Source organism: Gluconobacter frateurii, assembly GCF_002723955.1.
Lineage (GTDB): Bacteria > Pseudomonadota > Alphaproteobacteria > Acetobacterales > Acetobacteraceae > Gluconobacter > Gluconobacter frateurii.
Window position 1 is genome coordinate 16,980 of record NZ_BEWN01000006.1, and the last position, 21,247, is coordinate 38,226.

Genomic DNA, 21,247 nt, shown 5'->3' on the forward strand with positions numbered 1-21,247 from the left:
ATAGGACAGTGCAGCGAGCAACATCGTGGCCTACGCATCAAAGTACGACAACCAAGCTAGGCTCATTTTGGCGACTTTGCACGAAACCGAGGGAATTTTTTTGAGAATAGTATGACCAAATTCAGCAAACACAGTTTTTCAGTACTGCTGTTTTAAACTGAATTTTGGGAAAATACCTCGATGGTGCCGGAGAAGAGATTCGAACTCCCGACCCCATCATTACGAATGACGTGCTCTACCAGCTGAGCTACACCGGCGCATCCATCGAGGTAGGCGCGTTCTAGCGGACGCTTTTTTTTTTGGCAAGCCCCGAAAACGGAAAATTTGCCAACATTCCACGAAAACAGTGCCGTTATGCAGTGAGCGCAGGAAAACCGCCCCCGACAACCGGCGTAAACCTGAGAGTACAATGCGCCTTCAGGAGGCACTTTCATGCCACGCGGTGATAAATCGGCCTATACCGACAAGCAGAAGCGGCAAGCTCAGCATATTGAAGAAAGTTATGAAGAACGCGGCGTTCGGGAGAAAGAAGCCGAACGCCGCGCCTGGGCCACCGTCAATAAGGAAAGCGGTGGCGGTAAAAAAAGTGGTTCAGGTCGAAAGAACCACCCTAAAAAATAAAGAATTTCAAGCAGCATCCCACGCTGCACGAGCCGCATCAACGCCTGCTCCACGGGGCAGGTTAAAGCCCTCGCCGGCAAGAACGGCTTCGAATGCCGCGAGCGTGAGCAGAACCTTGTGCTTCTGCGCATTCACGCCCATGGCGCCGATACGCCAGATCTTGCCTGTCAGCGGTCCGAAGGACGAGACGATCTCAATCTCGAAATCCTTCCGCATCAACTCCCGAACGCGCGCATTGTCCACGCCGTCTGGTACCCAGACGCCCGTCACGTTTGCCATCCGGGTTGCATCATCACCATAAACGCGCAGCCCCATGGCACGCAGACCCGCTACCATGGCACGACCAGCACGCGTGTGACGCTCAACCCGCGCATCTACACCTTCCTCAACCACAATCCGAGCCGCTTCGCGGGACGCATAGAGCATGGAAGTGGCTTCAGTATGATGGTTCATCCGGGCCGGAGACCAGTAGTTCATCAGCATCGCCAGATCGAAGTAGTTCGACTGGATGACAGGCCCATCCCCCTGAGGCTGACCAGTGGCGATACCGGCTTCGTCATGACGCCTGCGCAGAATAGCTTCCACAGCGCGATCGGACAGTGTGATCGGAGCTGAGCCCGGCGGCCCACCAAGGCACTTTTGCAAACCCGCTGTTGCTACGTCGATATTCCACGCATCTGTTTTAAATTCCATCCCGCCCAGTGTTGCGGTCGCATCCACATAGAACAGCACATTATGGCGACGGCAGATGGCGCCAATTTCGGCCAGAGGCTGAGCCGTTGTCGTGGACGTATCGCCATGAACGGCGGCCACCAGCCCAGGCTTATGTTCAATGATCGCCGCTTCAACCGCAGCCGGATCGACAACCTGTCCCCATTCGACGTCAATCGTACAGGGAATACCGCCACACCGATGAACGATCTCCGTCAGCAGGAGGCCGAACCGACCAATGCGCGGAATCACAACTTTCATACCCGGCGAAACCAGTGACACCAGCGCCGCCTCAATCGCGGAACGGGCCGAACCATTCACCAGTAGCGTCCAGTGATTCTTCGTCTGGAAGACTTCCCGGTACAGCGCCATGGTTTCGTCCATATACGCGGTCATTTCCGGGTCCATCTGCCCGATTACATCCGTCGCCATGGCACGCAGGATACGCGGATGAACATTGGCTGGCCCCGCCCCCATCAGCAGGCGGGATGGCGGATCAATCTGGGAGTAAGTCGGACTCATGACTGGAATTCCTTGACGAAAGCAAGCAGGGCGCGGTGGGCGAGTTCAACATCCTCCACAAGCACCGTTTCATCCGGGTGATGGCTCAACCCACCCGGACTGCGAATAAACAGCATACCCATCGGGCAAAAACCCGCCATGGCCATGCTGTCATGACCCGCACCACTCAGAAGCTGGGGTGCAGGCTCACCCGTCACCTTCTCAATGGCATGGGCAAAACGACCGATAATTTCAGGAGAGCACGCGGACGCTGCAAGATGTTGTGGTGTCGTGAATGACACTTCGAGCCCGCGACGCTCTGCAATCTGCCGAATATCAAACCGGATTTCTTCAGCCAGACGATCCCGGATCTCGTTGGACGCGGCCCGCATGTCCAGCGAGAACCACACGTCGCCCGGAATGACATTGGACGTGTTGGGCGTGACGTCCATCTGCCCGACTGTGGCGACCTGATTGCCAGATCCAGCAGCACCGCGCTTTTCAACTGCCAGAATCATCTCGGCAGCGGCCGCCAGTGCGTCCCGGCGTAGCAGCATCGGTGTCGTACCGGCATGGTCGGCCTGCCCTTTGACGATCACCCGCTGCCGGGTCTGGGCCGCAATGGCTGTTACGACACCAAGCGGTCTGTCAGCAGCTTCAAGACACGGCCCTTGCTCGATATGCGGCTCGATGAAGGCCAGAATATCCTCTGGCCGACGCGCAGCATCCTTGAGCCGAGCCGGATCAAGACCATAGGACACCATGGCCTCTGCAACTGTCATGCCTTGAGCATCCGTCACGCCTTGCGGCACGGCGTCGATCAGGCCCGTCATGGTGCGCGAACAGATCATGGGAACGGGAAAGCGCGATCCTTCCTCATCCCCGAACCCGATGACTTCAATCGGGAAGGACAGACGCACATCGTTTTCACGCAACGCGGACACCAGCTCGATCCCGAGCATGACACCCAGATTGCCATCAAAAGCCCCACCGTTCCGGACAGTATCCAGATGGGAGCCGATGACGAGCGCCGGAGAGGCCGAGTCCGTCCCTTCATAACGACCGATCAGATTGCCGACCGCATCCTGCCGCACGGCCATTCCCGCCTCTTCCATCCAGATCTGGACCTGGGCGAGCGTATGTCGATAGGATGTTCCGAGCCAGTAACGGAAAAGTTGACCAGCCGTCTCGCTGAAAGGGGGTTCAACAAGGGTGCGGCACCGCTGAACGGCGCGGGCTCCATGGACTGTCATTCTGTCTCCGCCAGAAGGAAATCATGTTTTGTGCGAACTGTGCGCTCATAACGGCATCAGATCAAGTTGACCGCGCGATAAAACTGCCCTCACATATTCGCATGAAAGATCAAACGCATCTTGATCCCATGCATCTGCGCTCGTTTCTGGCTGTCGCAGAAACCCTGCATTTCACCTCTGCGGCCCAGACGCTGGGGGTCAGCCAGTCTACCATCAGTCAGCATGTCAGCCGACTTGAAGAACAGCTTGGAACGCGCCTGCTCGCCCGAAGCACCAAGGCTGTAAAGCTCACGGACGACGGGGCGGCCCTTGTTTCGCTGGGCCAGAGGCTGTTGCAGGTTGAAAGCAGCCTGTTTGCTTATTTCCGGGAAGGAGTCCCGCGCGGCACCATTCGACTAGGTGTAACGGAAGATCTGCTCCTGACGCGCTTTCCTGAAATTCTGGGCACGTTCCGCGCAGCCCATCCGTCCCTTCAGATCACCATGACCGTAGGCCTCAGCGCGTCCCTGACCCGGCTGCTGGAAAATGACGAAATCGACCTGCTCTGCGGCATGCGTCGATCGTCCGAAACGCATGGTCAGAAACTCTGGACGGAAGGGCTGAACTGGTTCGGACCGAAAGAGATCCTGCCTGAGAAAGACGCGTCTCTGCCATTGGTGACCTTCCCTGAAGGCAGCGTCACACGACGCCTTGCCATTGAAGCCCTCAATCGTGCAGGTCAGCCCTGGCACATCGCCTTCACCAGCAGCAATCTGAGCGCCATTCTCGCCGCGGTTCGCGCTGGCTATGGCGTCACCGCCCAGCCCAATTTCCTGAGTGGAACCGATGGCCTCTCCGTCTGCCAGTCCGACAGTCTGCCCATCATTCCGGACGTCGATTTCATCGCGGCAACGCGCCATCAGACAGCACAGGGACCAGAAGACCTCCTGATCCAAACGCTGTGTGATCATATTTCCCGCCTTCGCCCCATCCCTCTCTCGTGACGGTACCTTCCATGCAGACACCCAATTCGCTCCGTGGGATGGTGACATCCCCTCACCATCTGGCCAGTCAGGCGGGCCTTGATGTTCTGAAAGATGGCGGCACGGCCATCGAAGCCGTGGTGGCAACGGCCGCAGCGCTGGCCGCCGTCTATCCACACATGACCGGGCTCGGCGGAGACGGGTTCTGGCTGATTTCCTATCCGAACGGGAAGACAATCGCGATTGATGCCTGTGGCAGGCTCGCCCGCAACGCAACGCTCGACCTGTATGCGCAGGCTGGTCACAGGGTCATCCCCTGGCGCGGCGGTCTGGCAGCCAATACCGTGGCAGGAACCGTTTCCGGCTGGGAGGCCGCGCTAAAGAAAAGCGCAGACCATCAACCCAATCTGCCCCTTGATCGGCTTCTACGTGATGCCATTCATTATGCCAGTACGGGACGCGTGGTTTCCGAAAGTGAAGCCACCCTTCTCAAGGCAAAACAGGCTGAACTCTCAGGTAATCCAACCTTCCACACAACCTGCATTCCGAATAATGTTCCTTGGGAAGAAGGCAGCATCCAGACGTCCCCTATCCTCGCGGCCACTCTTCGCAGCCTTGCGCAGAATGGATTACGGAGCTTTTACGAGGGCGATTTAGCGAAAGGGATGGCAGCCGATCTTGAAGCTGCAGGCAGCCCCCTGCGACTGGAAGATTTCCTGGCTCATCAGGCCGAAGTCAAAGCGCCTCTGGAAGTCCAGACTTCTATGGGCACGCTTTATAATATGGCGCCCCCCACACAGGGCGCTGCGTCCCTGCTGATTCTGGCACTGGAAGATCGCCTCCCTCAGAGTGAGGGACCGGAAACCTTCGAACATCTGCATGGTTTGATCGAAGCGACCAAACAGGCTTTCCGCTATCGCAATCGCGAGATTGATGGGCGCTCTACTGCTGAAGCCGACATTCGCGCTCTTCTGGCAGATCAGAACGCTTTGGATGACATGGCCGCCCGCATCTCGATGACAGAAGCCTTTCCCTGGACGGAAGAAACCCAGTGGGGCGATACAACATGGATGGGTGCGATTGACAGCAATGGTGTTGCGGTCAGCATGATCCAGAGCCTGTATTTCGAATTCGGCTCAGGCGTTATGCTCCCGCAGAGTGGTCTCTTCTGGCAGAATCGCGGCTCGTCTTTCCGCCTCAAACCATCAGGCTGGAACTGCCTGCTTCCGGGAGCAAAACCCTTCCATACCCTGAACCCCGCGGCTGCTCGCCTGAATGACGGACGCACAATGGTTTATGGAACGATGGGCGGCGAAGGACAGCCCCAGACACAGGCCGCGATTTTTAGCCGATATGCACGCTATGGCGTTCCGTTGCAGGACGCCATCTGCCGCCCACGCTGGCTGCTGGGCCGCACATGGGGCGAGGAAAGCACATCCCTGAAACTGGAACCCGGCTTTGCCCCGGACGTCGTTCAGGCGCTCCACAAGGCCGGCCATGTCATCGAAGAGCTCCCATCCCTGTCTTCAGTCATGGGGCATGCTGGCGCGATCGTCCGCCACAGCAATGGACGTTTTGAGGGCGCCACAGACCCACGGAGCGATGGGACCGTTGCAGCCTGGTAAGACAGGCAAGAGAGCCGCTTTTCTGAAACGGCTCTCTTCTTACATCAGGCCAGACGGGCTAGGGCGGTACCATCTCGCTCAAGAGACTCGCCTAGAGCCAGCAACAGATCTTCCCGACCCGGACGCGCAATAAGCTGCGCCCCTAGCGGAAGCCCTGTCGTTTTCATAGGGACCGTCAGAACCGGGAAACCAGCCAATGTGAGCGGCTGAGTATAAAGCCCAAGATTGGCGCGCGCCGACACCATCTTGCCGCCAACCTCGATCATGGGCTGATCGAAACGCGGAGCCTCACCGACAACGGCTGGGGCCAACAGGATATCAGCATCCGCAAACGCCTCATGCATGCGGGCACGGAACCAGTTCCGCAGACGATGGGCCTGAAAGATCAGGGATGCGGGCAGAAGTGCACCTGCCAACAAACGATCGCGAACGGACGGATCATAATCCTGTGCCTGCTTCCGCAACCGATGCAGATGAAGGGCCGCGCCTTCGGAGGCACTGATGACGAATGCTGAAGCCCGTGCACGAGCCACTTCTGGCAGTTCGACTGTTTGTGTTGCGCCCAAACGCGCGCCCAACGCCTCCACAGCCTCCGCCATCGGGGCAGACATGTTCTCCGCGAACCATCCGCCCAGACGAGCCACTTTCAGTGCCCCGACATCGACAGGGGCGTTTTCGGTCTGAACCAGTGCTTCAAAACAGGCACGCAGACCGCCTGCACTGTCGGCAAACGGGCCAACAGTGTCGAGGCTGGCGACAAATGGGTAACTCCCTTCAATAGGAAGCCGTCCCTGTGTCGCACGCAGTCCCCAGATTCCGCACAGCGAAGCCGGAACACGAATGGAGCCGTTCGTGTCAGATCCCAACCCCAGCGAGAACAGACGCGCCGCCACACCAGCGGCAGACCCACCCGAAGACCCACCCGCGAGATGATCCGGCGCGTGCGGGTTACGCGTTACACCGTGATGGGCGTTGTCCGTCGCAAACCCGTAGGCGAACTCATCCATGTTCGTCAGCGCAACGGGAATGGCGCCCGCGTCAATCAGGCGCGCGACAAGGGCAGCATCCCGCGTAGCAGGCGGATCATTGGCCAGAACTTTCGATCCGGCCGTTGTCACCTGACCGGCCACATCGAACAGATCCTTGATCCCGAACGGCACACCTGCCAGAGCGCCCGGATCACGACCTTCCGCAACAGCAGCATCCACCGCAGCCGCAGCCGCCAGGGCACGATCCGTCAACGGACGCGTGACACAATTCAAGCTGTCATCGCGCTGAGCAATATCCGCGAATACGGCTTTGGTGACCTCAGTCGCAGAGATGTCGCCACCGCGAACCTTTGCGGCGATATCCAGCGTCCGGAACTGCAAACCACTCATGGTTCGTACTCGAAGGCTGGCTCAAGCCGGTCGGACAGGTCCATGCCTTCAATCAGTGTCGCGTAAGAACGCAAAAGGTCGAGGTTCATTCGCACGCCTTCATGAAATTCCGCAGGAATCACAAGCCTGTTGGCGGCCGCGAGGATCTTGATTTCGGTGTCTTCTGACAGGCTCATGACGTCACTTTCACTCCTTCAGAGGCAAATTCAGGATATGTCTGCCATCAAGGAAACATGTGCAGCGAGAATCTTCCAGCCATTCTCTGTTCGAAACCATGTCTGGCTCTGGCGACCGATTTTTGTGCCGCCCTTCCGCTGGAACTCCAGATCCACGACAGCCGCATCCTGACCAATCGTTGTAATTACACGCCGCAGAACATCCCGTGGGGGCGAACCACCCGGCCGCTTCTTCCGGAACTCGCGAATTTCCTCGATGCCGTACAGATTTTCGCCCACACCGTAACGAACTGTCTCTGACCCAGCGTAAAAGAGATCATCCAGCGTCTGGAGATCGTTTTCTCCAAGTGCCTTCTCATAAAGATCAGCCAAAGGCTCAACTTCCGCTACGATACGCGGATCATTCAGTGTCATCGCTGCTTCCTTCTGCATGCCCGGCGAGAACAAGCTTGTGGCCGCGTTCCCGCAAAGCCTGAACCTGCCCCGGGTCCAGTTCCATATCCGTAAAGACACAGGATACCTGATCCAAATGCCCGACTTTATAAGTAGACCGGCGCCCGAACTTCATGCTGTCTACGAGAAGAAAGCACTCTTCCGTACGCCGCATCATGGCAGCATTCAGGCTCGCTTCCTCGCCGTCCGGGGTCGAAATCGTATCGTCAGGCTGTACGGCGCTGGCACCAAGAAACACCTGATCGAACCAGAGATTTTCGATGGCCTGCTCTGCCAGAATCCCCACAAGGCTGCGGTTGGCATGACGCAACCGCCCACCCAGCAGGATCATCTCGACGCCTTCAACTCCACTCAGCGCTTCTGACACTGTGATGTTGTTGGAGAAAACCGTCAGGGGCATCGGATCAATACGCAGACGTCGGGCAAGCTGCAATACAGTCGTTCCAGCATCGAAAAAGACAGCAGAGCCCCGCTTCAGACAGGAGAACGCCTCGTCTGCGATGGCCCGCTTATGATCCAGAGCCTGATTTTCGCGGGTTTCAAACGCCACTTCACGATCAACGGACTCGGCAAGGGAAGCCCCGCCATGCGTCCGGATAACGATACCCTGCTCTTCCAGCCGCTGGAGATCACGCCTGATCGTTGCAAGCGATGCATCGACCTGCTCAGCCAGTTCGTGAACGCCAGTCATGCCGTTCAGGTAAAGATAATGACGGATCTGCGTCAGACGGTCGGAAGCCAAGGTCGCTCTCCCCCTGTGGGCCATGACGCAGCCACTCTAGTCACGCTCAGGCTTTTTGGGAAGCACGCATGAAATGATCGAAATTGGAACGTTTCGATCACAAAGATGACTTGACATGACCGCGTTGCGACCGGTCATATCGGAACAGGATCAAATGGCCGCAGAAAGTTTTGCCGTGACTGAACCCTGTATCGCAGCGATTGACGGTGGCGGCAGCAAGACCCTTCTTGTGGTGCTCAGATCCGACGGCACAATCGCCGACATTCAGCAGACCGGCGGGACAAACCCATTCGACCAACCGCTCTGGCGCGAACGTTTGACGGGCCTGCTCACGACACTTCCCGCCTCGACACAGGCCGTTGGACTGGGACTGGCTGGCTACGGTGAAAGCGCAACACTCTGCGCACGTCAGGAAGACGCTGTTTCGGAGAGCCTCGGCCACATCCCTTACTCCCTGACGAACGATGTGGATATGGCCTGTTCCGCCGCTTTTGGTGGCGAACCCGGTGTGCTCGTCCTGTCAGGAACTGGTTCCATGGCCTGGGCCTCGGATGGGCAAGGTCAGCATTGTCGGGTTGGTGGATGGGGAAGCCTGTTTGGCGATGAAGGCAGCGCGTACCAGATCGGCCGCGATGCCCTCACACTCCTGACCCATATTCTGGACGGACGGAACACGCAGGACGTCGCTTTTCTGGAACCGTTTAGCCAAGCCATGGGTCTGCCTTCTGATCCAGAGCTCTGCACGCCTGCCCTTCTTGAATGGTACGGCAACCTGGAACACCCGCGCTCCGCCGTTGCCGCTTTGGCGCGCCATGTTTCGACATTAGCCGAAAACGGCTGCATCCCCGCTGCCACCCTTCTTGATGCTGCTGCTACCGAACTGACTGCGCATATTCGGGCCGCGCGCCGTAAAATGCCGGGCGTAGACCTTCCCTGGAGCTACGCGGGCGGCACACTTCAAAGCCCGTTCCTGCGCAATGCCATTGCGGCGCAGTGCGGTGCACCCGTTTCTCCCCTTCTGCCCCCCATCGGCGGCGGCCTCATGACTGCGGCGCGTCAAGCTGGATGGGCACCTGACATGTCCTGGATCACATCTCTTTCCCGCACGCTCGGCGCTGCGGGATTTGGCTCCTGAAAGGCTCTCTCATGAACGCTACCGAACGCGGTATCCGCGAACAGTTTCCCCTCTGGAACAAGGTGGACATGCAGGATATCCACCCGGACCCGGAGACCGTTACGGTCGTCGTCGGCTGTGGCACATCCGTTCATATCGCGGACTCCATTGCCGCCAGCCTGAACGCCAATGGTGTGTTCTCCCGTGCTGTCGCGGGTAATGAATGGACCCGTCGCCCGCACGACTATGTGCCCTCAAACATCCGACCGAATATTCTAGCCCTGTCCCGCAGTGGTGAATCCACCGAAACCGTTGCCGCAGCTATTGAGAGCCGCAAGAACGGACTGCACGTCACGGCGTTCACTTGTGCGGAAGACACGAGCCTCGAAAAGAACGCGGACGAGACCATTTTGGCTGAAACGCACGTTGAAGAAGGTATCGTCATGACGGCGTCGGCCAGTCTGATGCTGCTAATGGGCCTGCGTTATGCGGGTATTACCATTACATCGGAGACGACGAAGGCTGCCGAGGAGGTCCTTAACGAGGCCGACCCGCAGCTCAAGGCGCTGATCGAAGGCCGTTCCCATTTCGTGTTCCTGGGCGCGGGTGCGCTTTATGGTGTTGCCCGCGAAGGCTCCCTGAAGCTTCAGGAAATGAGCCTGAGCCAGACGGAAGCGCATCACCCGCTGGAATACCGTCACGGCCCGATCAGCCTGATTGATGATAGCTCTCTCGTCGTTTTCCTGTACCACCCGAACACGCTGGAAGAAGAAAGCCTCCTCGCCAAGGATCTGATGGCCAAGGGCGCACGCGTTCTGGGCCTCGGTGGCCCTGGCACAGTCTCGCTCTCCGTCAAGGAAGGCGCGGATGTGCGCCCGTTGGTCGTTCTGCCCGTGCTTCAGCTTTTCGGTGAATATGTCGCCCGCTCCAAGGGGCTTGATACTCTGGCACCGCGTCATCTCACCAAAGTCGTGACGATCGCCTGATCATGAGCATTTCTCCCTTCCTGAACCTCATCAAACAGGCCCATGATCCAGCCGTTCCCTCGGCACAGCGCAAGGGTCTGGCCTCCGTCTGCTCCGCGCACCCATTGGTGCTGGAAGCCGCATTGCAGCGCGCGGCCAGAACCGGTCGGCCTGTCTTGATCGAGGCGACCTGCAATCAGGTCAATCAGGATGGGGGCTATACTGGCATGACGCCGGCAGATTTCCGAGATCTGGTTCTGGGAATTGCCGAGAAGGTCGGCTGTCCGGCGCATCTTGTTCTACTGGGCGGCGACCATCTTGGCCCCAATCCATGGAAATCCCTGCCCCCGCAGGAGGCCATGGACAAGGCCCTGACCATGATCGAAGCCTTTGCAAAAGCGGGCTTCGTCAAACTGCATCTCGATGCCAGCATGGGCTGTGCGGGCGAACCGGTTGCGCTCTCCGATGAAACCGTTGCCGAACGCGCCTGCGCCCTTGCGCAGCGTGCTGAAAGCGCGGCTCCCGGTCAGGCCGTCTATATCATCGGAACAGAAGTGCCTGTTCCAGGCGGTGCGGCCGAGGCTTTGGATCATCTGGAGCCAACCTCTCCGGACGCTGCCACGGCGACACTTCAGGTTCACGAAACACTGTTCCGCCGAGTTCTGGGCGATGACGTCTGGGGCCGTGTGATCGGGCTTGTCGTTCAGCCGGGCGTGGAGTTTGGTGTGGAAGATGTCGTGATCTATGACCGTCCACGCGCGCAGTCTCTTTCGGCCACGCTGAACCAGATGCCGGGCCAGATCTTCGAAGCCCACTCGACCGATTATCAGCCTCTCCCCGCCCTGCGCGCGCTTGTGGAAGACGGCTTCCTGCTCCTGAAAGTCGGACCGGGCCTGACTTTTGCCCTGCGTGAAGCCCTGTATGGGCTGGACAGCATCCGTTCTGTCCTTTTGCCGCAGCAGGAAAGCCTGCGGGCGGTCATGGAACGGATCATGACTCAGCAGCCCGCGCAGTGGCGTGGCCATTACGAAGGCACGGAAAGCAAGCTCGCCATTCTCCGTCACTATGCGTACAGCGACCGCATCCGCTATTACTGGCCGCAGCAGGATGCGGAAGCGGCTGTTGAAACGCTTCTGCGCCAGCTTGGGGAAACAGGGCTGCCAGATCCGCTTCTGAGCCAGTTCCTGCCTGTGCAGTACAAAAAAATCCGCGACGGACTGCTTTCACGGCATCCGCGCGCAGTTATTCTTTCCGCAATCGACACAGTTCTTGGCCTGTACGATCAGGCCTGTGGAGCCGAAGTGACATGAACCGTTCCCCGGACAGCCTGACTGGCTCATACGGCCTTGGTCCACTTGGTGTTGCCGCCACCATCTTCTTCATGATGGGTTTTGTGACCTGGCTGAACGGGCCACTGATCTCGTTTGTCCGGGTTGCGTTCTCACTGGGAGACGTCAGCGCTTTTCTGGTGCCACTGGTCTTCTACCTGTCGTATTTCCTGTTCTCCATTCCCGCGTCGTTTGTTGCCCGTTCACTGGGTTTGCGCCGCGGTCTGTCCGGAGCGCTGGTTTTATGTGCGGCGGGCGTGGCCCTCTTCGGGCAATTCGTCTCCATGCGTATTTATGGCGGCGCACTGGCCGGGCTTCTGGTGCTGGGTTCCGGCCTTGCGCTGATGCAGGTCGTCATCAACCCATTGGTCAGCCTGCTTGGCCCTTCAGAACGCGCCGCCCAGCGCATCGCCATCATGGGTGTGTGCAATAAATTCGCCGGTATTCTAGCACCCATCGTACTGGCCACAGTCGTCATGGGCGATATCGGAAATGTTGCAGAGAGGACGCAGTTTGCTGCAACGCCAGAAGCACGAGACGCCATTTTGAACAGCTTCGTTCATGCCATTTATGCGCCTTATATGAGCATGGCTGTTGTTCTGCTTGTGGCTGCGGTGGGCGTGGTTTTCTTCCCCCTACCGGAACTTCAGGCTCCCCCACTTCCAAGCGTGAGCGGAAGCAGTGGGAAGATCTGCCGGCCGCATCTCGTCTTCGGCATTGCGGCCATGTTCATTTATGTCGGCATCGAGGTTATGGCGGGCGACGCCATCGGGACATACGGGCAAGGCTTTGGCCTTCCCCTGAGCCAGACCAAGTTCTTCACGTCCCTGACCCTCGCCGGAATGCTGGCGGGTTATGTGGCCGGGTTCGTTGTTGTTCCACGCATCATCACGCAGGAGCGCTTTCTTGAGTTCTCCTGCATTGGCGGCTGCATCCTGACCATTGCGGCCTTCCTGACGCATGGTTACGCCTCGGTGCTCTGCGTTGCTCTGCTGGGTGCCACAAACGCCATGATCATGCCGACGATCTTCCCGATTGCCATTCGGGGTGCCGGCCCATGGACCCCGCTGGCTTCGGCCCTGATTGTCATGGCGTATAGCGGCGGTGCGATCATTCCGCAGATCTATGTTCTGCTGAAGCCCTATGTCGGCTTTCAGGCGATGTTTGCACTCCTCGTGCTTCCATCCTATCTCGCAGTTCTTTTCTATGCCCGCCGCTACGGACAGACGGGCCTCCTACCACTGGACCAGAAAAAATGACCTCTCATCTCGATGGTAACCTCGTCCTCCGTGATCGCATTGTCCCGGGACGTGTCACCTTCGACAGCCATATCCGTGATCTTGAACCTCTGAAAAACGCCGGGAAGCGATATATTCTTCCCGGCTTCATTGATGGGCATGTCCATGGCGGTGGTGGCGCTGACACCATGGATGGTGTTGAGGCCATTGAGACTCTGGCCCGCTTTCATATGGCGCACGGCACAACCACCATTCTGCCGACAACCATCACCGCACCCTGGAACGACGTCATGAGCGCCCTGAGGGCCGTGGCAGAAGTCTGTAAACACGGCATCGAGAACGGGCCGCGCATTCATGGCGCGCATCTGGAAGGGCCATTCGTCAGCCCGCACAAACTTGGTGCACAACCTCCGTTCGCAATTCCCCCGTCTCCCGAGAAAGTTCAGGACGCAATCGCAACGGGATGTGTTCGTGTCGTCACTCTCGCACCCGAGCTTGAACATGCCGAAACCGCAATGCGCAGTTTCGCTCAAGCTAATGTGCGCGTCAGTCTCGGCCATACCACGACGGATCATGATGGGGCCGAGCGCGCTATCTGTCTGGTCTGCGGTGCTGGGGGCACGATTGGCGCGACGCATCTCTTCAACGCCATGTCTCCCATTGAAGGGCGCAAACCGGGGCCTGTCACGGCGCTGATGTGTAGTGACACGGCTTATTCCGAGATGATTTTCGATACCCATCATGTTCATCCCGCCAGCTTCCGTCTGGCATCACGCGTGATGGGGGATCGCCTTCTGTTCGTAACAGATGCCATGCGTGGCACAGGTGAATCTGAAGGGCCAAGCAGCCTTGGGGGGCAGGATGTGCTGATCCAAGATGGTGTTGTACGTCTGCCGGGCGGCTCTCTGGCGGGAAGTGTGCTCACACTCGATCAAGCGTTGCGCAATGCCGTACAGGCCGGAAAGTCCCTCCCGGAAGCAGCAAAACTCGTTAGCACCAATGCGGCAGCCTATCTGGGACTGCACGATCGCGGCGCCATTTCTCCTGATCTTCTGGCAGATTTCACAGTTCTTGATGAAAACCTATGTGTCAGCGAAGTCTGGGTTGGTGGAAAAAGAACCCTCTAAAGCCTCCCACCATTGGTCTTCAATCAACAATATGACCGGATGATCAAAACAAAATCATAAAAAGGAACGAATCTGATCGTTTTTGATTGACAACAATTTTGCACAATTCATACGCTGCTGATGTTCCGCAACCGTTACGGGATCGCGGTCGCCCTCAGATTTCATGAGCAGCCGATGAACAAAACCAGCTTCCGCATCGCCCTTCTGTGTTCAACTGTCGTGATTGGGGCCGTCAGCGAATACGCAGAAGCCCGTACGCCCCATACACAGCGGGCCTCTGCCGTTTCCAAGCCATCGGCGTCTCAGACGAAAGCTAAAACGCCTCGACCGCACTCTGCACCATCCGCACTTGAAGCGCATAGCGACGAAAGCGTGCATGTCACGGGCGCGGCCTACGGAGACGGCGTCAGCAATACAACGCCCGGCGGTGGCTTGATGCCTGTACAGACAGCCCCGCGTTCGCAGAGTGGCATTACCCGCGATTTCATTGCAAAAATGAGCCCAACGGGGAACGTCCAGTCGATGATCGGCAACCTTCCAGGCGTTGTGACCTATAGCCAGGACCCGCTCGGTGTAACCGGAGATTCCCTGAACATCCGCGGCATGAACGAGGAACAGATCGGATATCTCTTTGAAGGTATTCCGATTGCAGATCCCATCCGGTATGCGCCCTATACGGGCACAATCGTCGATACTGAAAACCTTGGCTCCGTAACGGTTTCGCAAGGATCTCCAGACGTCGATGCCCCGCTCTACAATGCGGTGGGCGGCCAGATCACAATGTCCGAAATCAACCCCAGCCATAAAGCTGGTGGCTATCTTTCCCTGACTGGCGGAACACACAGCACAAACAAGGAATTCCTTCGCCTCGAAACCGGCGAGATCGGCCATACCGGTATTCGCGGCTTCGTCTCCTATTCCCATATGTCCTGGAACAACTGGCGCGGCCCGGGCGGTGGCACACGCCATCACACCGATGCAAAATTCATCAAGGAGTGGGGAGACGGGAACTCTGTTTCCGCCGTGTTTGGCTATAACGCGACCAAATATACGGGGTATCTGAATCCCACGCTCGCCGCATGGAACAAATACGGCCGCAGCTACAATTATGATGGAAATTATACGCTAGGTGATGCCAATTATTATGGTCTGAACCAAACCATTAACAATGCCATGACAGTCATGGCGCCGTCTCATTTCACCCTGAGCAATCATCTCAAGCTCAATGTAGCTCCCTACTACGTCCACATGTTTGGGCCTGCTGTCTGGGGTCAGAATATCAGCAGCGCCAACAGCTATTTCGGGACGGGGGCTGCGGGTAACCTGAACCTCTCCAACCTCACATCCGATGGAATGGCGACGACGCAGGCTGTTGACCCGTGGAACCAGAAATCTTCAGGTCTCAACACGTCACTGGTCTGGTCCACGAAGCACAATACGCTGACATTCGGCTATTGGTATGCTTACACCCAGCATGAAGAACTGGCGAATTACATCCAGACCGACGCTCAGGGCAATTCTGTATCCGGGTTCAACAATGACCCTATCCGTGTCGCGGATGGTCGAATCCTGACGCCGTGGGATCTGAACTTCAAGCAGCAGTCCAACACGCTGTATCTCGCAGATACCGTTCATCTTCTGAACGACAGACTGCAGATTACCGGCGGTTTTAAAGCGACGATGCTTTCCCGTCAGGGAACAAACCTCGTTCCTGGTGCAGACCCTTACAAGAACGCCAAGAACTACTACGAGCCGATGCCCGAGTTCTATGCATCCTACAAACTTACGGAGCACGACCAGATTTATATCAATGGAACAACGGCGTTCCGTGCTCCCGGATCTGTAGAGGTCTATTCCCAGCTCTTCGATCCATCTTCCAAGACGGCAGTTGAACAGCCAGGCAATCTGAAGCCGGAATACTCAATTGGAGAAGAAATCGGCTATCGCCATCACGGCTTCTACAATGCCTCGATTTCCTTCTTCAATTACAACATCACCAATCATCAGGTAACGTCGTACGGCTATATCCCGGGGACAAACAGCCTCGTATCTGAGCCTCTGAACGTCGGGGGCGAAACCGCCCGTGGCGTGCAGGCGGAGTTGGCTCTCGGTAACTGGCATCATTTCAGCCCATACCTGTCCGGCCAGTATCTCCACGCAACCATTGATAATAATTATAACGCCGGCATCGACTATCTGCCCACAGCAGGCAAGAAAGCTCCCAGCTCTCCGAAGTTCACAGGCTCCATCGGGCTGCGCTATGATGACGGTACGTTCTTCGGAAACTTCTCACTGCGGTATGTGGACACGCAGTACACGACGTTCATGAACGATGAGTCTCTGCATTCTTACGTCACGTCCAACATGACTCTTGGATACCGGATGCAAAAGCTGGGTCCGGCGAAGCACCCCACCATTCAGCTCAACCTGATGAACCTCGGGGATAACAACTATCTGTCGGGCGCGTCCAGCACGAGCGGAAATGCCAAGGCCACCAAGGGCGTCTATGGCAACACGGTCGCGGGAAGCAGCCCTGTCTATATCGTGGGTGGTGGCTTTGCTGCCCTGGTGTCAGTCTCTACGGGATTCTGAACCTCCTCCTGCTCTCTGGCGTCATGTCTGTCAGAGAGCAGCTTCTATCTGTCAGACAGGAAAACAGCAGGTCTCATGCAGGTTATCGTCACTCCGGATCCGGGCGCAGCTTTTCAGCAGGCAGCGTCCATTATTGCCGGAGAAATCCGCAGTAACCCCTCCCCGGTTCTGGGGCTTGCCACAGGCCGGACCATGGAGGGGATCTACAGCCTTCTGGTTCAGGACCACCTTCAGAACGGTCTGGACTTCTCTGCCACGACCTCGTTTAACCTGGATGAATATGTCGGCCTGTCGGCTTCAAATCCGCAGTCTTACCGCCATTACATGAACGATCACCTGTTCGCTCATGTGAACATGCGTGCGGACCACGTTCATGTCCCTGATGGACTGGCCGAAGACCTGAACGCCGAATGCCAGGCCTACGAACAGGCTATCCACGACGCCGGTGGCATAGGGCTCCAGCTGCTGGGAATTGGTGAAACCGGACATATCGGGTTCAACGAGCCGCCTTCTCCTTTTGACAGTAGAACCCGACAGGTTACCCTTCATCCCGTCACCCGCCGCCAGAATGCAGGCATGTTTGGTGGGGACGCTAACAAAGTGCCGGAAAAGGCACTGACAATGGGTGTGGGCACCATTCTGGATGCCCGGCACCTGCTGCTGGTCGCCTGTGGACGAAGCAAGGCAGATATTATTGCCCGTGCGCTTCTGGACACCGTCACACCTGACGTCAGTGCCTCGGCCCTCCGGCTACACCCGCACTGCACCGTTATTCTGGATACGGCTGCGGCCAGGATGTGGCAGGAAAGATCAGCGCTGGTTTCATAACCAGCCCCTTTCCGGTCAGATATCTGCCGGCGGTGCCAACCGATAAATGCCAGCCTGCCAGGGCTTCAGATTTGGCAGGACATTTTCGACCGATGCAGACATATTATCCAACAGCACTTCTGCAATCTTCAACCCATGAGGCAGGATGTAATGCTCGGTCTCACCACACATATTAATCAGAATCAGAAACTGATCATCTCCTAATGTTCGGGTAAAGGCGATGACAGCAGGATGGTCAGGGTCAACGTCTTCAAAGTCCCCGTAAATCAGAGTCTTTTGGCTTGCACGTAGCTGAATGAGTGTCCGGTAATAATTCAAAATCGAATTAGGATCAGCGTCCTGCTGCGCGACATTGATATCAATATGATTGGGATTGACGCGGAACCACGGCAGGCCTGTTGTAAATCCCGCATGGTTTGAAGCGTCCCACTGCATAGGTGTACGGGCGTTATCGCGGGTAACTCTTCGCAAGCTGTGAAGGACCTCTTCCGCCGACATTTTCCCAATGCCAACCGTATTATTCCAGATCCCTTTAGCGTTGATATCCTGAAAATCTTCTATTCCGTCGAAATGAATATTGGTCATCCCGATTTCTTCGCCCTGATAGATATAGGGCGTCCCCCTGCGCATGATCAGGAGAGTTGCCAATGCCTTGGCAGACGGCCCATGTCCTTTCGGAGACGGGTCGCCAAACCAGGACACAGAACGCGGATTGTCATGATTTTCCAGAAAGGACGTTAGCCACCCATCTGGGCCTGACGAGGTCTCTTCTCCCCGGAGAACGGCTTTCAGATCCTTGATTGTCCAGTCCTGCACCTGCCAGTCATGTCGCCCGATGCGGACGATTTCAAAATGGAACACCATCGTCAGTTCATTGCGCGCTTCCGAGACAAAAGCAGGGGTATCCTCGAAAGACACGCCAAACGCTTCGCCGACCGTCAGCAGATCACGATCTACCAGAACTTCGTGATGCATGTCCTGAAGGTAATCATGAATTTTTGGACCCGTGACATACACATGCTCGAGACTTTCCATCTCAGCCAATGTCAGATCCCGCAACCCCGGAAGTTTCGAAATGAAGCAGATGGAATCCATCCGGAATCCTGACACTCCCTTGTCGAGCCAGAAGCGCATCATGTTGTAGACTTCCTGCCTCACCTTGGGATTTTCCCAGTTCAGGTCAGGCTGCTCCTTGGCAAAATAATGCAGATAGTACTGTCCGCTGGCTTCGTCTTTTTCCCAGGCAGACCCGCCGAAAATCGACAGGTAGTTATTGGGTGGCCCATCGTCACGTCCATCGCGCCAGATATAGAAGTCCCGGTAAGGATTGTCCGGGCCTGACCGGCTCTGGCGAAACCATTCATGCTGATCGCTGGTATGATTGATGACCAGATCTACGATCAGCTTCATGCCCCGCTCATGCAAACCCGCAACAAGTCGGTCGAAATCAGCCATTGTTCCCTGAAGGGGGTCAACGGCCCTGTAGTCGCGGATATCATAGCCATTATCGACATTTGGCGTATCGTAATGCGGTGCCAGCCAGATGACCTGCACCCCGAGGGATTGCAGATAATCCAGCCGGTCTATCAAACCCGGAAGATCGCCTATGCCATCACCGTTACTGTCACTAAAAGACCGTGTGTAAACCTGATAAACGACGGCTTCTTTCCACCATTTCGCCTTCTGGGGCGTGTCAGCTTCACTCGCCCTTAGAGCGGTCATGGAACTGACGGGAAGATTTTCGGAAAGATGTTGCGACATCAAAGGCCATCTCCTGGCGGATAGACCCGTTCAACGTCCTGCATGGAACAACTGTTCCAATCTTGAGCGCAAAAGGGACGCGATCATCCATGAGAGGCTTTGCTTGACAGATGCGCTCTGAAACCGTCTGTCTCTCATGCTGAGGAGGCCTGAAAAAAGCTTCCACACATTCTTTTGACCAGACTTGCGGAGTTTCCATTCCTGATGTCCACGTTCCAGACATCCGACCTGCTGAACAGTCTTCCAGCCTCCGAGCGGGACTATCTTCAGGATTATCTCCGCCAGTCTGCCGAGACCATGGTTGCTTTCTCCCAGCATGAAGCCTGCGCTGACATGATGGCGGGAATTGCCCTGACAATCACTTCAGCACTGGAAAAAGACGGAAAACTTCTGGTGGCTGGCAATGGTGGCAGTGCAGCAGATGCCCAGCATATTGCTGGCGAATTTACAGCCCGCCTGATGTATGACCGCCGTCCACTGGCTGCCATCGCACTGACCACGGATACATCCGGCTTGACGGCCATCGGCAATGATTACGGGTTCGATCATGTCTTCTCCCGGCAGGTTCTTGCGCTGGGCCGGAAAGGCGACGTCTTTCTCGGCATCACGACCTCAGGCCGCTCCCCCAATATCGTACAGGCTCTTAAGGCCGCCCGCGCCCAGAACATCACGACAGTCGTCTTCACAGGTGAAAACTGCGTTGAACTGCCGGATGCCGATTTTGTCCTGCGTGTCCCGTCCGCATGGACGCCACTGATCCAGCAGATGCATATTGCAGCCGCGCATATTGTCTGTGCCCTCGTTGAACGCGCCCTGTGTCCTCAAATACCCAACGTATGATCACTGACGTTCCGCATTGCGCCCTGCTTCTTCCCAACCCTGAAAATGCACTGCGCGCTCATGAGGGACAGTCGTTTCTCTTCCGCGTTCTCAGGGAGTATCAGCGCTTTGGCATAACCAATGTAATGCTTCTCACAACAGGGGAGGCAGCAGATTTTCTGGCCTCTCTCCAAGAACAGCTTCCCCTTCGAGGCGTTCTAAAAACATATGCTCTTTCGAGCTTCACAGTTGAAGCAATGCGACAGCTTAACCCCCTACTGCCGGAGACATTTTTTCTGGCGCGCGGAGACTGTCTCTGCGACGGCGCTGTCTTTCCGCTGCTCCCCCTGATGAACGGGCATCTGGAGACACTCCTAACTATCGTGGACACACACGACACAGCCGCCGTGACACTTCTGAACAGACAGATGCTGGAGTCTCTTCCCTCTACAGAACCGCTGACGGACCTGTTCCGCGAACACGGTCAGAAGATCTCTGTAGACGCACCCGTTCTGACCCCGGACACCCTGCCCTTGTCCTCCTATCCACTGCACCGCCCTGCCGTCTTTCTGGATCGGGACGGAGTGCTGAACTACGATCACGGTTATATCGGGACGCAGGAGCGGTTCGACTGGATTACGGGCACCTTCGCTGCCCTGCGCCGCATTGCCAGCAGCGGACGGCATATCTTCATCGTAACCAACCAGTCTGGCGTTGCACGCGGATATTACAGCGAAGAGGACGTCAAAAGCCTGATGGACTGGGCCATTGCTACCATCCGGTCGGAGGGAGCAACCGTGGATGACTGGCGCTACTGCCCCTTTCACCCCACAGCAACGCTTGAGCCATACCGCCAGAACAGCGAATGGCGAAAACCAGCGCCAGGCATGATTCAGGATCTGCTGACCAAATGGGACGTTCGCCCCACCGACTGCTTTCTGATCGGCGACCAGAAAACCGATCTTCAGGCTGCCGAAGCCGCTGGCATGGCGGCCTATCAAGTCACACCTGAAAAAACCCTGCTCGACTGGACGATGGAGCTATTGCCCTGA

19 protein-coding genes and 1 tRNA gene are annotated in these 21,247 nt (G+C 57.0%); 12 read left to right on the top strand and 8 right to left on the bottom strand.

The features are described 5' to 3' along the window. Positions 1-181 precede the first annotated feature (181 nt). Positions 182-257: transfer RNA gene (locus GFR01_RS14645), tRNA-Thr, on the bottom strand. A 175-nt stretch (positions 258-432) separates the two neighbouring features. On the opposite strand from GFR01_RS14645, the gene GFR01_RS14650 reads away from it, so the two are divergent. Next, complete coding sequence (locus tag GFR01_RS14650) at positions 433-621, top strand: hypothetical protein (protein WP_063903450.1); 189 nt, start codon at positions 433-435, stop codon at positions 619-621. A gap of 6 nt (positions 622-627) precedes the next feature. On the opposite strand, the gene GFR01_RS14655 is transcribed toward GFR01_RS14650, so the two are convergent. Together GFR01_RS14655 and GFR01_RS14660 are read right to left on the bottom strand one after the other, a co-directional pair. Continuing rightward, positions 628-1,854 (bottom strand): pyridoxal-phosphate-dependent aminotransferase family protein, encoded by a 1,227-nt coding sequence (locus GFR01_RS14655; RefSeq protein WP_099183040.1) that lies wholly within the window; start codon positions 1,852-1,854, stop codon positions 628-630. Continuing rightward, entirely contained in the window at positions 1,851-3,086 is a 1,236-nt protein-coding gene (locus GFR01_RS14660; protein WP_099183041.1) for an allantoate amidohydrolase, read from the bottom strand. Before GFR01_RS14660 ends, GFR01_RS14655 begins: the two co-directional genes overlap by 4 nt. Positions 3,087-3,187: 101 nt before the next feature. On the opposite strand from GFR01_RS14660, the gene GFR01_RS14665 reads away from it, so the two are divergent. After that, complete coding sequence (locus GFR01_RS14665; protein ID WP_099183122.1) at positions 3,188-4,069, top strand: LysR family transcriptional regulator; 882 nt, start codon at positions 3,188-3,190, stop codon at positions 4,067-4,069. 38 nt (positions 4,070-4,107) lie between these two features. Continuing rightward, positions 4,108-5,673 carry a gamma-glutamyltransferase family protein gene (locus GFR01_RS14670; RefSeq protein WP_099183042.1) on the top strand — a complete coding sequence of 522 codons (1,566 nt, stop codon included), beginning with the start codon at positions 4,108-4,110 and terminating at the stop codon, positions 5,671-5,673. 44 nt (positions 5,674-5,717) lie between these two features. Here the strand turns inward: GFR01_RS14670 and GFR01_RS14675 are convergent, their stop codons facing one another. Genes GFR01_RS14675 through GFR01_RS14690 form a run of 4 tightly spaced genes read right to left on the bottom strand, consistent with a single transcriptional unit; the run spans position 5,718 to position 8,423 of the window. Continuing rightward, on the bottom strand, positions 5,718-7,052 hold the full coding sequence (locus tag GFR01_RS14675) for an AtzE family amidohydrolase (protein ID WP_099183043.1): 1,335 nt from the start codon (positions 7,050-7,052) through the stop codon (positions 5,718-5,720). Further along, the gene (locus GFR01_RS14680) at positions 7,049-7,228 is read right to left on the bottom strand and encodes an AtzG-like protein (protein WP_015072685.1); all 180 of its coding nucleotides are present in this window, start codon (positions 7,226-7,228) and stop codon (positions 7,049-7,051) included. The genes GFR01_RS14675 and GFR01_RS14680 overlap by 4 nt, the downstream gene beginning before the upstream one ends. A gap of 30 nt (positions 7,229-7,258) precedes the next feature. Next, positions 7,259-7,642 carry an oxalurate catabolism protein HpxZ gene (gene hpxZ, locus GFR01_RS14685; protein ID WP_099183044.1) on the bottom strand — a complete coding sequence of 128 codons (384 nt, stop codon included), beginning with the start codon at positions 7,640-7,642 and terminating at the stop codon, positions 7,259-7,261. Then, positions 7,629-8,423: a DeoR/GlpR family DNA-binding transcription regulator gene (locus GFR01_RS14690; protein WP_099183045.1), complete on the bottom strand. Its 795-nt coding sequence runs from the start codon at positions 8,421-8,423 to the stop codon at positions 7,629-7,631. The genes hpxZ and GFR01_RS14690 overlap by 14 nt, the downstream gene beginning before the upstream one ends. A gap of 154 nt (positions 8,424-8,577) precedes the next feature. On the opposite strand from GFR01_RS14690, the gene GFR01_RS14695 reads away from it, so the two are divergent. The 7 genes from GFR01_RS14695 to nagB all read left to right on the top strand — a co-directional run bounded on the left by GFR01_RS14695 (position 8,578) and on the right by nagB (position 17,615). Next, positions 8,578-9,558 carry an N-acetylglucosamine kinase gene (locus GFR01_RS14695; RefSeq protein WP_099183046.1) on the top strand — a complete coding sequence of 327 codons (981 nt, stop codon included), beginning with the start codon at positions 8,578-8,580 and terminating at the stop codon, positions 9,556-9,558. 11 nt (positions 9,559-9,569) lie between these two features. Continuing rightward, positions 9,570-10,523 carry an SIS domain-containing protein gene (locus GFR01_RS14700; RefSeq protein ID WP_099183047.1) on the top strand — a complete coding sequence of 318 codons (954 nt, stop codon included), beginning with the start codon at positions 9,570-9,572 and terminating at the stop codon, positions 10,521-10,523. A 2-nt stretch (positions 10,524-10,525) separates the two neighbouring features. Continuing rightward, the gene (locus GFR01_RS14705; protein ID WP_099183048.1) at positions 10,526-11,812 is read left to right on the top strand and encodes a D-tagatose-bisphosphate aldolase, class II, non-catalytic subunit; all 1,287 of its coding nucleotides are present in this window, start codon (positions 10,526-10,528) and stop codon (positions 11,810-11,812) included. Beyond that, the gene (gluP, locus tag GFR01_RS14710) at positions 11,809-13,089 is read left to right on the top strand and encodes a glucose/galactose MFS transporter (protein ID WP_099183049.1); all 1,281 of its coding nucleotides are present in this window, start codon (positions 11,809-11,811) and stop codon (positions 13,087-13,089) included. The genes GFR01_RS14705 and gluP overlap by 4 nt, the downstream gene beginning before the upstream one ends. Next, complete coding sequence (gene nagA, locus GFR01_RS14715) at positions 13,086-14,195, top strand: N-acetylglucosamine-6-phosphate deacetylase (protein WP_099183050.1); 1,110 nt, start codon at positions 13,086-13,088, stop codon at positions 14,193-14,195. The genes gluP and nagA overlap by 4 nt, the downstream gene beginning before the upstream one ends. Positions 14,196-14,369: 174 nt before the next feature. Further along, positions 14,370-16,787 (top strand): TonB-dependent receptor, encoded by a 2,418-nt coding sequence (locus GFR01_RS14720; RefSeq protein WP_099183123.1) that lies wholly within the window; start codon positions 14,370-14,372, stop codon positions 16,785-16,787. Between the two features lie 75 nt (positions 16,788-16,862). Continuing rightward, positions 16,863-17,615: a glucosamine-6-phosphate deaminase gene (nagB, locus tag GFR01_RS14725; protein ID WP_099183051.1), complete on the top strand. Its 753-nt coding sequence runs from the start codon at positions 16,863-16,865 to the stop codon at positions 17,613-17,615. A gap of 15 nt (positions 17,616-17,630) precedes the next feature. Here nagB and GFR01_RS14730 read toward each other — a convergent pair whose 3' ends face one another. Continuing rightward, positions 17,631-19,376 carry a glycoside hydrolase family 13 protein gene (locus GFR01_RS14730; RefSeq protein WP_099183052.1) on the bottom strand — a complete coding sequence of 582 codons (1,746 nt, stop codon included), beginning with the start codon at positions 19,374-19,376 and terminating at the stop codon, positions 17,631-17,633. Positions 19,377-19,580: 204 nt separating this feature from the next. Here GFR01_RS14730 and GFR01_RS14735 point away from each other — a divergent pair, with 204 nt between their 5' ends. Then, positions 19,581-20,216: a D-sedoheptulose 7-phosphate isomerase gene (locus tag GFR01_RS14735; RefSeq protein WP_063903464.1), complete on the top strand. Its 636-nt coding sequence runs from the start codon at positions 19,581-19,583 to the stop codon at positions 20,214-20,216. After that, a complete protein-coding gene (locus tag GFR01_RS14740) occupies positions 20,213-21,247 on the top strand; it encodes an HAD family hydrolase (RefSeq protein ID WP_099183053.1) in 1,035 nt (344 codons plus the stop codon). The genes GFR01_RS14735 and GFR01_RS14740 overlap by 4 nt, the downstream gene beginning before the upstream one ends.